At 46.3% G+C, this 15,685-nt stretch carries 15 protein-coding genes and 1 riboswitch; of the genes, 1 reads left to right on the forward strand and 14 read right to left on the reverse strand.

All coding sequences use genetic code 11. The features are described 5' to 3' along the window. Window positions 1-98: 98 nt before the first annotated feature. From MHI55_RS20175 to MHI55_RS20220, 10 genes are all read right to left on the reverse strand, one after another. Entirely contained in the window at window positions 99-1,331 is a 1,233-nt protein-coding gene (locus MHI55_RS20175) for a bifunctional 3,4-dihydroxy-2-butanone-4-phosphate synthase/GTP cyclohydrolase II (protein ID WP_036672311.1), read from the reverse strand. A 32-nt stretch (window positions 1,332-1,363) separates the two neighbouring features. After that, entirely contained in the window at window positions 1,364-2,032 is a 669-nt protein-coding gene (ribE, locus tag MHI55_RS20180) for a riboflavin synthase (RefSeq protein ID WP_036607839.1), read from the reverse strand. Between the two features lie 60 nt (window positions 2,033-2,092). Further along, entirely contained in the window at window positions 2,093-3,196 is a 1,104-nt protein-coding gene (gene ribD, locus MHI55_RS20185; protein ID WP_036607842.1) for a bifunctional diaminohydroxyphosphoribosylaminopyrimidine deaminase/5-amino-6-(5-phosphoribosylamino)uracil reductase RibD, read from the reverse strand. Between the two features lie 323 nt (window positions 3,197-3,519). Continuing rightward, window positions 3,520-3,689: riboswitch (FMN riboswitch) on the reverse strand. 168 nt (window positions 3,690-3,857) lie between these two features. After that, window positions 3,858-5,147, reverse strand: a complete 1,290-nt coding sequence (locus tag MHI55_RS20190) for a hypothetical protein (protein ID WP_256720018.1) — start codon at window positions 5,145-5,147, stop codon at window positions 3,858-3,860. A gap of 131 nt (window positions 5,148-5,278) precedes the next feature. Then, the gene (locus tag MHI55_RS20195; RefSeq protein ID WP_017687646.1) at window positions 5,279-5,710 is read right to left on the reverse strand and encodes a peptidylprolyl isomerase; all 432 of its coding nucleotides are present in this window, start codon (window positions 5,708-5,710) and stop codon (window positions 5,279-5,281) included. A gap of 249 nt (window positions 5,711-5,959) precedes the next feature. Continuing rightward, the gene (lysA, locus tag MHI55_RS20200) at window positions 5,960-7,291 is read right to left on the reverse strand and encodes a diaminopimelate decarboxylase (protein WP_017687645.1); all 1,332 of its coding nucleotides are present in this window, start codon (window positions 7,289-7,291) and stop codon (window positions 5,960-5,962) included. Window positions 7,292-7,394: 103 nt separating this feature from the next. After that, window positions 7,395-9,062, reverse strand: a complete 1,668-nt coding sequence (locus MHI55_RS20205; RefSeq protein WP_017687644.1) for a spore germination protein — start codon at window positions 9,060-9,062, stop codon at window positions 7,395-7,397. Window positions 9,063-9,086: 24 nt separating this feature from the next. Further along, window positions 9,087-9,515 (reverse strand): stage V sporulation protein AB, encoded by a 429-nt coding sequence (locus tag MHI55_RS20210; protein WP_026080996.1) that lies wholly within the window; start codon window positions 9,513-9,515, stop codon window positions 9,087-9,089. Next, window positions 9,496-10,152: a stage V sporulation protein AA gene (locus MHI55_RS20215; RefSeq protein ID WP_017687642.1), complete on the reverse strand. Its 657-nt coding sequence runs from the start codon at window positions 10,150-10,152 to the stop codon at window positions 9,496-9,498. Before MHI55_RS20215 ends, MHI55_RS20210 begins: the two co-directional genes overlap by 20 nt. Window positions 10,153-10,633: 481 nt before the next feature. After that, entirely contained in the window at window positions 10,634-11,542 is a 909-nt protein-coding gene (locus MHI55_RS20220) for an AraC family transcriptional regulator (RefSeq protein WP_076251134.1), read from the reverse strand. Window positions 11,543-11,650: 108 nt separating this feature from the next. On the opposite strand from MHI55_RS20220, the gene MHI55_RS20225 reads away from it, so the two are divergent. After that, window positions 11,651-12,580 carry an EamA family transporter gene (locus tag MHI55_RS20225; protein ID WP_076251132.1) on the forward strand — a complete coding sequence of 310 codons (930 nt, stop codon included), beginning with the start codon at window positions 11,651-11,653 and terminating at the stop codon, window positions 12,578-12,580. Between the two features lie 87 nt (window positions 12,581-12,667). On the opposite strand, the gene sigF is transcribed toward MHI55_RS20225, so the two are convergent. The 4 genes from sigF to MHI55_RS20245 all read right to left on the reverse strand — a co-directional run bounded on the left by sigF (window position 12,668) and on the right by MHI55_RS20245 (window position 15,509). Next, window positions 12,668-13,423, reverse strand: coding sequence for an RNA polymerase sporulation sigma factor SigF (sigF, locus tag MHI55_RS20230; protein ID WP_036607856.1), 756 nt, complete (start codon window positions 13,421-13,423; stop codon window positions 12,668-12,670). A gap of 14 nt (window positions 13,424-13,437) precedes the next feature. Further along, the gene (gene spoIIAB / locus MHI55_RS20235) at window positions 13,438-13,893 is read right to left on the reverse strand and encodes an anti-sigma F factor (RefSeq protein WP_036672324.1); all 456 of its coding nucleotides are present in this window, start codon (window positions 13,891-13,893) and stop codon (window positions 13,438-13,440) included. Continuing rightward, entirely contained in the window at window positions 13,890-14,243 is a 354-nt protein-coding gene (spoIIAA, locus tag MHI55_RS20240) for an anti-sigma F factor antagonist (protein WP_017687636.1), read from the reverse strand. Before spoIIAA ends, spoIIAB begins: the two co-directional genes overlap by 4 nt. A 144-nt stretch (window positions 14,244-14,387) precedes the next feature. Further along, window positions 14,388-15,509, reverse strand: a complete 1,122-nt coding sequence (locus MHI55_RS20245; protein ID WP_256720020.1) for a D-alanyl-D-alanine carboxypeptidase family protein — start codon at window positions 15,507-15,509, stop codon at window positions 14,388-14,390. Window positions 15,510-15,685 lie beyond the last annotated feature (176 nt).

Raw genomic sequence — 15,685 nt, forward strand, 5'->3', positions numbered from 1 at the left:
GTCATCTCCCTAACGGTATAATGTAATGTAAGTAACGGAAATTCCTAATTAATCTCTTCCATAAATTACATGGTGAACATTGTTCATCTAAAATATATTTACTGTTCGTTTTGCTCGATATCATCAAACTTGAGCATATGCCCCAGCTTGGCTTGCTTGGTATGAAGATAAACCGTATTGTCCTCGTTCTCCTCCATCTGGATCGCGACACGCTCTACGACTTCAAGTCCATATCCTTCAAGACCTTTAATTTTACGAGGGTTGTTAGTTAACAGCCTGATCTGACGAATCCCAAGGTCTTTCAGAATTTGGGCACCAATTCCGTAATCACGCAAGTCAGCAGCAAAACCCAAACTCAGGTTTGCATCAACAGTATCCATACCTTCCTCTTGCAACTTATAGGCTTTGAGTTTGTTGATCAGGCCAATACCCCGACCTTCCTGTCTCATATAAAGCAGTACACCATTGCCTTCCTCGTGGATCTGTTTGAGTGCCGCATCAAACTGCGGACCACAGTCACAACGATGCGAATGGAATACATCACCTGTCAAACATTCAGAGTGCACACGTACAAGTACGGGTTTCGAACCATCAATTTCTCCTTTGACCAAAGCCACATGTTCCTTATTGTCCACAGCGTTTGTATAAGCCACCGCTTGAAACTCACCAAAGTCCGTTGGCATACGCACAGCCACTTCACGTTGAACCAGCTGCTCTTTTTCGTTACGGTAACGAATCATGTCCTGAATACTGATCAGCTTCAGATCATGCTTCCGGGCAATCTCCTGCAGATCCGGAAGTCTGGCCATCGTGCCATCTTCCTTAATCACTTCACAAATAACGCCAGCAGGGTAGGAACCACACATAATGGCCAAATCTACCGCCGCTTCTGTGTGCCCGGCACGACGAAGTACTCCGCCGTCTTTTGCAATCAACGGGAACATGTGACCAGGCTTACGGAAGTCCCCGGCTTTCGCCTCAGGATCAATTAGACCTTTCACGGTAATAGAGCGTTCATGTGCCGAAATACCTGTTGTCGTATCTTTGTGGTCCACAGAAACGGTGAAGGCTGTTCCATGGAAATCCGTATTTTGTTGAACCATCGGTTTCAGGTTAAGTTCGTCCGCACGTTGTTGTGTAATCGGAACACAGACCAGACCTCTACCTTCAGTAATCATGAAATTAATGACTTCAGGTGTCGCCTTTTCGGCCAAAGCGATAAAATCGCCTTCATTCTCCCGATCTTCATCATCCACAACAATGACGGGTTTACCACGCATGAGATCATATATGGCTTCTTCTATTGTGTCCAGAATGGATTGTTCTGACATTGGTCCACCTCCAGTTAATTTCTGTTCTCTATTTATGCAAATCCGTGATTGGAGAGAAAATCTTCACTGATACTGCGCGGCTTGCCAGCACCCGTCTCCCGATGTCCTCTCCCATACTGGAGCAGATGATCCACATATTTGCCCAAAATATCGCATTCGATATTAATGGTATCCCCTGTCTTTTTCACATTTAGTACAGTTTCACCAATGGTATGCGGGATAATGGAAACCGTGAATGCGGTATCCGATGTATGGACAACGGTTAAACTAATGCCATCCAGTGTAACCGATCCTTTGGGGATCAGATATTTGAACAACTGGTGATCATCAGGCTTGATCTCAAACACAATTGCATTCTGATCACGTGTTATACTGCCAATCACTCCAGTACCATCGACATGACCCTGAACGATATGTCCGCCAAAACGACCGCCTGATTGCATGGCCCGCTCCAGATTAACTTTACTGCCAGATTGCAGCTGACTGAGATTGGTATGGCGATAGGTTTCAGGCATTACATCGGCGGTAAAACCTCCACCTTCGAGCGTTGTCGCAGTTAAGCACACACCGTTCACTGCTACACTATCACCAATCTTCAGATCGTCCATGATGGCGGAAGCTCCGATATTCAGGACCATCGCTTCGCCTTTCCGACCAATACGCCGGATCTGACCGACTTCTTCCACCAAACCGGTAAACATGCTGCCGCCTCCCTTTTTCAAGTATAAAGAACCTAACTTTCTACTTTCAAATCCATTTATTTATTCAGGCCACACCGGAATACCGCCAATGCTGATATTATCTCCAACTTGTTCAATCTCCAACTGATTCAATTGAATCGCCTGATTCATACGTTCCACACCCTCGAAGCGGAAGCTTCCAGGTGTATCATAACCGCCTACAATCTTCGGAGCGATAAACATGAGCAGTCGATCGACCAACCTTGCCTCCAGCATGGCTCCATTCAAGGTGCCTCCACCTTCAAGCAAAATTGAACCAATGTCACGCTCACCCAACTTGCTAAGTCCGTTTAACAGATCCACACGTGGTCCAGGACCACAGCGTATAATTTCGACGCCGTAGGCTTCCAAACGTTCAGCAGCTTCAGGACTGGCTTCGTCTGTTGTCAGCACCCATGTTGGAGCAAGACCATCCTTAACCATTTTGGCACCTACGGGAAGACGTAACTTGGAATCCACTACAATGCGCACTGGACTAATGCCTTCGACTTGCAAACGGGTTGTTAGTTCCGGATTATCGGCGATTACCGTGTCGACGCCAACCATGATTCCCTGGTGACGATGACGAAGGGCATGCACAATCTCACGAGCGGGCTCGTTAGAGATCCACTTGCTGTCTCCGCTGCGAGTAGCAATTTTGCCATCCAGAGTAGTAGCCGTCTTCAGTGTCACAAAAGGTAGACCCGTTGTGATAAATTTAATGAACTTTTCATTCATGCGTCTTCCACGCTCACGCAGTACGCCAACTTCAACTTCAATGCCTTGTTGACGAAGCATGCTTATACCCCTGCCGGATACTTGCGGATTTGGATCTTCACAACACACCACAACACGTTTCACCTTTTCATGAATCAGGCGTTCACTACAAGGTGGCGTCTTGCCATAATGACTACAAGGCTCAAGTGTAACGTATACCGTACTTCCCTCTGCATCACTGCCTGCCATGTTAAGTGCATGCACCTCTGCATGACCGGTTCCACGTTTCAGATGGCTCCCCAGGCCTACAATACGGCCTTCTTTCACAACTACACATCCAACAACCGGATTAATCCCCGTCTGTCCCTGTGCTCGTTCCGCCATATCCAATGCCAGTGCCATATAAAATTCATCATTGATCATTTCCAAATCCGTTCACCCCGCGGTTTAAAGTCTTGTTTATTAAAAAATCCCCGTCGAACAATCAGTTCGATGGGGATGATGAGAGACAAATGTCACCAGCAGGAGTGAAATGGATACAGCACGCCAACACTTTGCCCAAAACTTCATTTCGGGCAAGTGAAAATAGACACATACCTTAATGAACATCAATTACAGGTAAAGAGCTTTTATAGTGCGGCATATGTATGGAACTGTCCGACGTAACCGGATCTTCCCTGCACAGTGCAAGACAATACAAATTGTGACTGTGCAGCAATACTCCTGCTGAATGCAAACCTGTTAGGTCTGCACCTCTCCTTCTCCCATCCAGACTATACTGTCGGTTCTGGAATTACACCAGATCAGCCATCTGCCAATGGCAGACAGGTCACGGACTTTGCATCAAGTGCTGGACACCATAGGTCCTTACACTTCCTGCATCACCGCCGGTAGGGAATTACACCCTGCCCTGAAGGATTGCTTTCGTTATTACTTGGATGTTAGCACTTTAATGCCAAAAAATCAATTGTTTTTTGTTCCTTTTTGTCACATACTAACTTTTAATAAGCTAAGAAACAACAAAAAACCGCTTCCTCTCAAAGAGGCACGGTTTTGGCTTGGAGGCCTATTTCACATCCATCGCATCATTCTACATATCAGGAAAACACCAGCTCGCCATATGCTTTAATTCTTTGGCATTATGGAATGGAGTGCGATCAGGTTCTTGCAGGGGCGAAGTCGGAAGCGGGAACTCTCTTGCCACCCTTCTGACCCAACTTGTGGAATCGATCGCAATAGCCGAGCATTTCCAGCGTCCATTCGCTCTCGGTCGAAACGTCCCATGCAAATCTGCTTTTCCCGGCATCTCTGGGAAGACTCCATCCAGATATTCAACGATGACGCGCTTGTCTCTGACTTCATGACAATATACAGTCACCCATACACCTTCCCGGACCCGAACAGCATACACATCTCCAGACTGTACCTCCCCGGTACCTGCATCAGGTGATGCCTTTGGTACTTTTCCGCGAACACTTCTCTTCTTCTCCAATGCCCCTAAGATCGTGTCCTTTACAGCTGGACTCTCACCAGGCTTATCCGCAAGTGATATATTATTCAGATCAAAATCATGAAATATCTTGTTCAGGTTGTTCTCATTAATTCCGACAGATGAATCCCACCACGCCAGAGGGGCCTGCACTTCAACCCGCACATTGGGGCGTGCGTCACGCTGCATGTATGAGGTGAATTCCGTGATCATTCCAGGATGTTCCTGCGTATCCAATATGCCAATCAGAGCTAACGTCTCAAGTAAATCACGGTAGGCATATTCCTTCTGTGTAGGCAAAAGACGTTCCTTCTTGAGCGCTACTGCTGCCTTGCTGTAACGTGTTTTGGGAGGTAATTCGCGCAGCACCGTTAACACCGCACGGAATGTCCAGCGGTCGTACTCATTGGGTATTGGAAGCTCCTGCGCGGTAGCCAGCTCTCGAAGTGCCAACACGCATCCAAAAGGATCACCGTCCAACGGGGTTCCATTGGTCATCCGCCAATACCATTGCAGCGTTGTGTCAGTTGCTTGATCCACACTTAATCCGCAGATCTTACAAGTGTTCGAAGATGGATATGGCGTATGTTCATGACTTGGCATACTGCTCGCAATAAGCTTGCCTGTAAGCAACGAACGCCAGATCATGGGTGCTGACCACAAAGAGGATACAAAGGCCTGCGCTGCATCATTGATCGTCCATTGGTTCGCAACTTTTTTCAGCTCAGTAATCGTTTCATCATGTTGCGGACGTACAAAGCGATTCGGTTCATGCCCGGCTGCCTCAAGCGCTTCTCGATCCTTTACGGATAGACTATCCGGAACGACATGGCGCGATGCCTGCAATTCTTCATCCCACAACGTGCGCTCACTATAAATTTGTTTTAACAAGCTTAGCTGAGTAACCATATCCAAGGTTATATTCATCCTTTCTAATTATCGATTTGAAGTATGTAAAAAATAAAAAAAGTGCTTCTATTAAAAGAAGCACTTCATGTTTGGATCCAGTTAAGGTGAAGGTATTAAGCTTCTACAACTTCAACAGTTTCCATTTTGTCTTTACCTTCTAAAGCGTCCACGAACTCCATACCTTTAGTTACTTTACCAAATACAGTATGTTGTCCATCCAAATGTGGTTGCGGTTGGTAGCAGATGTAGAACTGGCTTCCACCTGTGTTACGGCCAGCATGTGCCATAGCAAGTGTTCCGCGCTCATGTTTGTTCGGGTTAATTTCACAGTTGATTGTGTAACCTGGGCCACCTGCACCGGAACCGTTAGGGCATCCGCCTTGAGCTACAAAGCCCGGGATAACGCGGTGGAAAGTAAGACCATTGTAGAAACCGGAGTTAGCCAGTTTCTCAAAGTTTGCTACTGTGTTTGGAGCTTCTTGATCGAACAGATCGATCAGAACTTCTCCGCCGTTTGCCAATTTAATTTTCGCTTGTTTCGCCATATGTAAATGACTCCTTTCGTATTGACCATCGTTAATGGTGCCAGAACGCATGACCCTGGGCCAAGCATTACAGCACTTTTCTTAGTGTACACCGAAAATGTCTGGATCGCAAAAAAAACGGCAACTTTTTTTCATGATTTAGCTCAAATACGCAAAAAGCAGACAAAAAAGGAAGTTCCCTTTTCATCTGCTTCAACTGCAAAATCCCTATATCTTGAATAATGCAGAATCGCATTATCTTTTGACGAATTAGCGAGTTACTGGCTGTTTTCCAATGCGCGCTGGTACCAGGTCATTCTGGATGATATCTTGATACGTCTCACGGCGTACCACGACATCCCCTTGACCGTCTTTGACAAAGACAACAGCTGGACGACGAATCCGGTTGTAGTTGCTCGCCATGGAGTAGTTATACGCACCTGTGCAAGCTACAGCGAGCAGATCGCCGCTTTCCACTTTTGGCAGGTCCAGATCCCAGATCAACATATCGCCACTCTCGCAACATTTACCCGCAACAGATACTGTTTCCTGAGCAGCCTCATTCGCACGGTTGGCAAGCACAGCTTCATACTTGGATTCATACAAAGCAGGACGTGGGTTATCGGTCATACCACCATCAACGGCAACGTATTTACGCACGCCTGGAATGTCTTTGCTTGTTCCAACGGTATACAGCGTTGTTCCCGCTTCACCCACGATGCTGCGGCCTGGCTCAACCCAGATCTCAGGTACGGCATAGCCGATTTGAGCAAAATGATTTTTAACGGCATCTGTAATAGCCTTCACGTATTGTGCAACTTCAAGTGGCGTATCTCCATCGATATAACGGATTCCGAATCCACCACCAAGGTTAACCACTTTGAAAGCAACATTAAGACGCTCATATACACTTGCTGCAAATTCAGCAACACGTTGAACCGCCATCTGGAAGCCTTCAACTTCGAAGATCTGGGAACCGATGTGGGAATGCACACCGAGCAATACCAGATTAGACTGCTTGGAAGCCAAGTCAATCGCTTCAAATGCCGTACCATTACCGATATCGAATCCAAATTTCGAATCCGTCTGACCTGTGGAAATATATTCATGCGTATGTGCCTCAACACCAGGCGTCACACGAAGCAAAATGTTTACTTTACGATTTTTGTCCGCTGCTACAGCCTGCAACAGATGCAATTCATTGAAGTTATCAACAACAAAGCATCCAATCTCTGCATCAAGAGCCATTTCGATCTCTTCCAGCGTTTTGTTGTTACCGTGGAAGTGAATGCGCTCAGCCGGGAATCCTGCTTGCAGTGCAGTAAACAGTTCACCGTCAGATACGACATCCAAGGAAAGTCCTTCTTCAGCTGCAAGGGCACACATCGCCATTACACAGAATGCTTTACTTGCGTAAGCAACCTGGAAGCCAAGTCCGGAAGCACGGAATGCTTCCATGTACTCTCTGCAACGCTCACGAACCAATTGCTCGTCCACAACGTACAGGGGAGTTCCAAATTGTTCTTTCAGATCTGTTGCATCAACTCCGCCAATCTCTAGATGCCCTTGCGCATTTATTTTACTTGTACCATGTAAATACATAATCTGCATTCCTCACTTTTTATATACTGGAACAATTGATATTCCAATGATTTTACACCAGTATATCAAATTAGGCAGCGAGATGAATGGATTTTTCGGAAGATCATTTGTGTTTTTTACTTTTTTGCAGTTCCCCGTCCGGATCATCGGACATTTTGGTGTTGTCACGGGTTTTATTGAATGATGGACGTTTTTTATTTTCCAGCAGCGGAAGCCGGAATAAAAAGTTGCCCAAGGCCTTTGCATTAAACGGTATAAAAGGCCAGAGATACGAAGAATTGTACGACCGGTGAACGGTGAGCGCCAATATGAGTAATGTACAGCCCACGACCAACCCCGGAACCTTGAATATCGCAACAGCGACTAGCAGAACCAGCCTGACCAGCCTATTGGCGAGACCCAACTCGTAACTCGGCGTGGCAAACATACCGATGGCTGCTATGGCCATATAGAGCACAACCTCATTGACAAAGTATCCTGTTTTCACCGCGATATCCCCGACTAGAATGGCCGCGATTAAGCCCATAGCCGATGCCAGAGGTGTAGGCGTATGGACCGCTGCCATCCGTAATAAATCGACGCCTAGTTCGATCAGTAGAAACTGTAGAATCAGTGGTAACTTTACATTTTCCTGCGGACCAATGAAGTCGAGTCCCATCGGTTTAATCGAAGGGTCAATAACCATCAGAAGCCATAGTGGTAGCAAAAACAACGAGATGAGAATCCCTGCAAAACGGACCCATCGTAAATACGTTCCCATTAAGGCCGTCTGTCTGTTCTCCTCCGCATGCTCACATAGGTCGAAAAAGGTCGTAGGCAGAATCATCACACTCGGGGAAGTGTCTACGAAAATGACGACTCGCCCTTCCAGCAAATGGGAGGCTGTAACATCCGGTCGTTCCGAATATCGAACGAGTGGGAACGGATTCCAGCCCTTGTTGATAATCGCTTCCTCCAGCTGCTTGTCGGCGGCCGGAATACCATCGATATCCACTCGCTGAATTTTTTCCCGGACTGAATCCACCTGCACTTTATCCACAATATCGTCAATGTACACCACGCAGACATCCGTTTGTGTTCTCCGACCCACCTGCATGATCTCAAACTTCAGTCCAGGGTCGCGTATTCTGCGACGCACTAAGGTCACGTTGGTCAGGAGCGTTTCTGTAAAGCCGTCTCTGGAACCGCGGACCACCCTTTCCAATGAAGGTTCTTCTGGTGAACGAACCGGGTAACTCCGTGTATCCATAATTAAGACCGAGCGATCTCCTTCAACGAACATTGCGCTCATACCGGTAAGGACCTTGTTGATGACAGCACTCATCTTCTCGACTTTTTCCACCTGAATGTGGGGAATGTAACATTCAAAATAGGATTTGAGTGCATGTCCTGAGACGTCATCCGGCGTGAGATAGGTTAATCTTTTCAAGACTTCAAGCAAAATCTCATCCTTGGCGAAGCCGGTGATCATCAGCAATCCAACGTGCTTACCACCTAGGACCATTTCCCTCATATTCACGTCGAACGATTCTCCAAGCCCCAGCACCTGTTGCAGTGTATATCTGTTCTCACTCATGCGTGGGGAGATATCATCGTTTTCCTGCCAATATTGTACGGATTCCTCAATGCTGTCGGACATCTCATTTTGTTTTTTCTTATTGTACGCTTTCTCCTCTTCTTCCTTCTGAATCTCATAAGCAGACTTGTGTAACATCTCTTCCGTTATACCTTCACTATTTTCCTGGCCTGTGTGCTCCGTTCGTTCATCCATCTTCCATCCTCCTATGGCCACGAGTTACCGCTGATATATGAAAAAATCAAACAGGGAACCTGTCATTTTGCCCAAAATCATGGCGAGCAGTAATCCAAATAAATAAGGTTTCATGCCCAATCGTTTGGCTAGCACGGGCAGTACATTGAGTACCTCAGTGAGCGCTGCGGCGAGCAGACCGATGAACACGCCACAGAACAAACCAACGATCGGGCTGAGCAGCAGCACCCCATGCATTTTCCAATGCCAGAAGTCCGCCACCGTCCCGAGCAGTGAACCACCAATTAGCGCCCCTTCGTACCAGTGAGTTTTGTCATACGATTGCGTAAGTTGAGCCAACCTGGGAATCATATCGAGCACCAGAATGAGCGCAATTACGCCGCTCCCTACGGCAATCCCCCCTGCAATACCCAATACAATGCTGATTGCTCCATTAAGAACGCTCATCCGCATTCATCTCCCTGCGTTCCTGCTCGTGCATCCGTTCACTTTCTTCAATCACCACATATTTATCTACATTTTGCTGGTATAGGAACATCTCTACTTCCAGCGGGGTAGGTTCCTCATTCCATTTTTTCTTAAACAAATGATTAAAAAATACTGCCATTCCGAATCCAATACCAATAGAATACGCCACTTGGAACAGATAGGGATGTTCGTCCCGATGCCCAGTGAGCATCTCCACAATTCGAATCTGTACTTCCTGCATGTTCACATCGGCATGAAAATTCATAATGGTTAAGGCCGATCCGAAGAACAGCAGCAGCCAAACCAATATGAACAGAGACTTGGAAGGTTGACCATTTCCCGCAATGACTTCAACCAACGTATGGCCTGATCCTATCAGTTCCACACTTACCTCCGGCAAGATGTGCCGAATTTGGGGAATAATCTGCAATATATCAATGAGGATCAGATTGCCATCCTCTGGTCCAGGGCTTAGCAGTTCAAGCTCCAATAGCCTGCCCTCTTGGTCTTCTGAAGAGGTCAGTACATGTGCAATGTCTCCAAGCTTGACTGCTCTGCCCCTCTGGATGCGAATACGGCTGCGCAGACGAATATAGACCATTGGAGTGGGTGTCTGGGACATCCATAGCACTCCTTTACTGCGTAATTTAGGTTAGTATTTGAAGAATGTGCAAATTTATTACAGTCTGGTTGGAAAAAGATCGTGAGGTGGGTGGACGCTGCGGGATGGATCGGTCATTGGTCGCTGTTATTCCCGGATTTCTTGAACTCTCCTTTTCAAGGAGGAAATCCAGTGCTAAAGGCGAACGCTTCGCTCCTTTTGACCGATTCCATCCCTCCGCTACCCATCGTCCTCCCGTTTCCAAAGGTTTGTAATAAATATGCTGGAGGAGTAGGCAGGAAGGGAATTGAAAGATGAGCTTTTTGGGGTTATTTTGCGCAAAATTCTATGACTTGTGAAGGTAGCTTCTGGATATTAATTTTAGAAATTTGGGGATTTGAAGCGCAACCGAGTGCGGAGCATTTTGTTACATATCAAAAAAAGTCGCCGTATGGGCGACTCTTCGGTATTGGTAGATAGGTCACGGATCATATACAATAACTCAAGAATTATGTTCTTTTTCTCTTTTGTTCAATTCCCTTCTAAATCGTAAAGGGGTTGAATTCATTGTTTTGCGGAATTGGTTAATGTAATAACTCGTGCTGTTAAAACCGACCTCATAGGCAATTTCGGTGATGCTACGCTTGGAGGATTGCAATAGTTCAATGCTTCTTTGGATGCGGTACTCGATCACATATTGCATGGGTGTGGTTTTCAGGATTTGCTTGAAATAACGGCAAGTCTCCGATCGACTTAACTGTCCGGCCTTTGCAATATCTTCAAGCTTAATTGGATCGGCATAATTGAGATTAATCCATTGCAACATGTCTTTCATTCGGTTGTTTCTGCTCATCTCTGATGGATCATGTTCAAGAGAATATCCGTTCATAATCAGCAGTTTCCACATATTAAGCACCGCAGAAGCAACATTCACTTCGTAAAAAGGAACTTGGTGCACTAACTCTTTTCTAATCCGTGAAATAACATCCAGGATCTGTTCTCCCCAAGCGTTAGCTCTTTCGATATACAGAAAAGGCAAATTAGTTGCTGTTACATATGGATGTACGTACTTTATATACAAATCCGAAGGCATGATAACATGTGGGGACAAATTCAGACATAAATAAATGCAGTTCTCGCTCACCCCGTGATCTTCGGCCATATGCATTATTCCACTGTTGATAAAAACCCCGTCACCTTTGGACAAAATCATCTTTTGATCGTTGATATGGAACAACGCCTTACCCTGAAGAACGGCAACAAACTGCAATTCATCATGCCAGTGGAGAGGAATATGTCCGTGAACATTTTTAACAATGGTTGTCTCATAACAGGCTATAGATAATGTATCGGTACGGTGTTGCGTCATTTCTTTCAAATGTTGATCAATGATAAATTCGATCTTCTGCATGGCCCTCATCTCAATATAGTTATATTTTTAAGTGTAATATTGATATAAATGTATCGTATTTCTCTTTAATATAACACTATTCTTATATTTAAGGTGAGGCGAACAAGAATGACAACTTCTGCAAAATCCAAAATTTCAGGCATCGTGCTCGTTCTGACGGGAGCCATCTGCTGGGGCATTGGGGGGACGGTATCTCAAAAATTGTTTCAGCTGGATGGAATTGAGGTCAATTGGTATGTCACTGTACGATTGTTGATTGCTGGGTTACTATTACTGGTTATTCAATCGTTTACAAATGGAAGATTTCAGATTTTTGATGTATGGAGAAATAAAAAAACCGCTGGGCAGTTGATCATTTTTGGATTGGTGGGCATGCTTGCCGTTCAGTATACGTACATGGCATCCATTAAACACGGCAATTCAGCGGTGGCTACACTCCTACAGTACCTGTCCCCTGTCATGATCATGATTTACATCGCACTCCGTAAGCAGTCTGTCCTTACACGCAATGACCTTGCATGCGCCGTTCTGGCTCTCGGTGGGTGTTTTCTCCTACTGACGAACGGCTCACTCACGCAGTTATCTGTCTCCTGGCTCGCAGTGATGTGGGGCATATTATCCGGGGTTTCAGCTGCATTTTATACGCTGTATGCCGTGCAACTAATTAAAAAATTCGATTCACTTGTTGTGGTTGGCTGGGCTATGATCATCGCTGGTTTGGGAATGAGTTTTATTCACCCGCCTTGGAAAATGAATTTTGCTAGCATCACGCTCGAAACCTACGGTTATTTGATATTTACGATCCTTTTTGGAACCATGATTGCTTTTTGGTTTTATATTGCGAGTCTCAAAAGTCTTACACCCAAGGAAACTAGCTTGCTTGGGAGCGCAGAGCCGCTTGCTGCTGTTGGAACAACCGTCATATGGCTCCATGAACCTTTTGGCTTCTATCAATGGATTGGTATGGCATGTATTCTTGGCATGATGCTGGTCATGCAGTCCAATCGTTCGGGATCTCCCCGTATTAACAACAAATAACCTCCCTCGCCATAATGCGCGATAGAAGGTTGTTAGTTGTTGTATATTGGTGTATAAACGCCAATACTGTTGGTGCAACCCATGAAATCACTGCGCGATCTGGTCGCGGATGGATTGCAGTATTTTTTTCTCCAGACGTGATACCTGCACCTGAGATATTCCCAGCCTGCTGGCAACCTCGGACTGGGTCTGATCTCGGTAATACCGAAGATAAACGATTAATCGCTCCCGCTCGCTGAGACCACCGATGGCTTCGTTCAGAGCCAGCTTGTCAAACCAACGTTCCTGAGACTCGTCGGCAATCTGATCCATTAACGTGATGGGATCACCGTCATTCTCAAATACGGTCTCATGGATGGAGGTCGGTGGTTTGTTCGCTTCCTGGGCAAATACAACTTCCTCCGGAGTTACCCCCAGCTCTGCGGCAACTTCCTTAATCGTTGGTAAACGATCCAGATGTTTGGACAGTTCGTCCCTTTTTTTGCGGACTTTATTCGCCATCTCTTTCAGTGAACGACTGACCTTCAGGGTACCGTCATCCCGCAGGAATCGCTGGATTTCTCCGATGATCATCGGTACCGCGTAGGTTGAGAACTTCACGTCATAACTGAGATCGAATTTGTCCACTGACTTGAGCAGACCGATACAACCAATCTGGAACAGATCTTCCGGATCATATCCCCTGTTCATAAAACGCTGTACGACGGACCAGACGAGTCTGATGTTGCAGTTCACCAGCGTATCCCGTGAGACATGGTCACCCGACTGACTGAGCGCAATCAGCCGTTTGACCTCGGCATCGTCCAAATAGGTCTGTGAAGATGGTTTCACTTCAGCATCCATAAGAACACCAACCCCTAATTATACAATGCTTTCTTGGATTCAATCCTTTTTTTCATCTTGATGGAGGTGCCTCTGCCGGGCTCACTGCTGACTTCGAATTCATCCATAAAGTTTTCCATAATGGTGAAGCCCATGCCCGACCGCTCAAGTTCGGGTTTGGACGTATATAGCGGCTGCTTGGCGAGTTCAAGATCTTCGATTCCTTCACCGCGGTCTTCCACGATGATTGTAATCATGTCTTCCCGAATCTCGGCCTGGATAGACACAACACCTTCGGAGTTGTTGTTGTATCCGTGGATGATGCTGTTGGTCACGGCTTCCGAAATGACCGTCTTCAGGTCACTGAGCTCGTCCATCGTTGGATCAAGCTGGGAGATAAACGCAGCAACGGTTACCCGTGCAAACGACTCATTCTCTGACTTGGCCGCGAATTGCAGATTCATGAAATTTGTCCCTGTTCCTTCATTCATGAGACGACCTCCAGACCTGAGAGAGCAGTTCCCTCATTTTCGTATATCGGCATAATCTTGAACAGACCCGACATTTCCAGCAAACGGTACACTGGCGAATTGACGTCACAGACCACCATCTTGCCACCTTTATTCTTAATGAGCTTGTATCTTCCCAAAATGACACCCAGACCTGAACTGTCCATAAATTGCAGATCTTTCAGGCTGAGTACGAGATGCTCGCTTTGTCTCCGCTGGATGGCTTCATCCATTTGCATCCGTACCATGTCAGCTGTATGGTGATCCAGCTCCCCGGATAATCGTACAATCAGAATCCCGCGATGGTGTTCCATTTCCACATGCAAGTTCACGTTTGCTCACTCTCCTCCCTGTCTTAGAACAAGGATTTCTACGCTTCCGAAGGCTTTTCCTGCCCCCCGACAAAACTAGAAGAAAACCCCTATTTAACTACAAAATATGTTCGAAGGATACGTGCAACTCGCAGAAATCGCCGTTTAGTCAAACAGGTTGGACGTTGTCCGCTTGAACAGCTTCCACCAGCCAGCCTTATTCACATCCTGCGGAGCCTGAATTTCGAACTCCTTAATGACGTCGTTGCCCTGGTAAACCACCAGTTTACCTATACTTTGCCCGGCTTTGATCGGAGCTTTCAATTCTTTGGCAACCAGCAATTCATGCCGGATGTCGTTGGATTTGGCTCCTTTGCGCATCAGCACACTATAATTTTGCGTGGCATTCAGAGGCAATTCGGCAACTTCACCTTTTTCGATCTTCAGACTACCCAGCAGATCCCCTGCCTTGTAGAGCGCCTTCATCGTATATTGACTAAACGCATAGTCAAACATCGAAGACACTTCACTGTTCCGTGTTTTGGTATTTGGTTCACCGAGTACCACGGAAACGACACGCAGTCCATCTTTGGACGCTGTTGCGGACAAGCAGAATTTCGCTTCGGATGTGTAACCTGTTTTCAAACCATCTGCCCCTTCATAAAAACGAACCAGCTTGTTTGTATTCACCAGCCAGAATGGCTTTTCCGTATCTTTGCGAAGGTAATCCTGATATGCACCGGTGTACTTCGTAATCCCGGAATGCTTCAACAGTTCACGGCTCATGACGGCAATGTCATGGGCGGAAGAATAATGATTATCGACCGGCAGGCCGTTACAGTTGGCAAAATGAGTATCCTTCATGCCAAGCTCCTTCGCACGCTCATTCATCAGCTGTACAAAGGCTTCTTCCGAGCCAGCGATCTTCTCAGCCATCGCTACCGAGGCATCATTGCCCGAAGCCATCGCGATCCCTTTTAACATATCATCTACCGTCATTTCTTCCCCAGGCTCCAGGAAGATCTGCGAACCGCCCATGGAAGCTGCATACTCGCTTGTTCTTACTTTGTCGGTCAGCTTCAGCTTACCCGAGTCGATCGCTTCGATTGTAAGCAGCATGGTCATAATCTTTGTAATGCTCGCTGGAGGCAGCTGATCATGACTGTTTTTCTCATAAATGACCGTTCCCGTGTCTGCATCCATTAAGATCGCAGAGCGCGCCGACGGGGCCAGATCAGTTCCTCCCGCTGCCTTCGGTGTTTCTTCAGCCAATGCTGTTGATGCCATAAGGGACAGCAGGATACAAAGGGTCATGAACGATGCCATTATTCTTTTCTTCACAAGGTTACCTCCTCAAATGACTTGCTTACTGCATGTTCCATGCATGTACTGCTAATCATTGTCGGCCCGTTTCCAGTAAATTATTCCATGTAAAGCATGATTTCCCGAACTTTTATTGAAAA

The organism is Paenibacillus sp. FSL E2-0151 (assembly GCF_037993015.1).
GTDB classification, from domain to species: Bacteria; Bacillota; Bacilli; order Paenibacillales; family Paenibacillaceae; genus Paenibacillus; species Paenibacillus amylolyticus.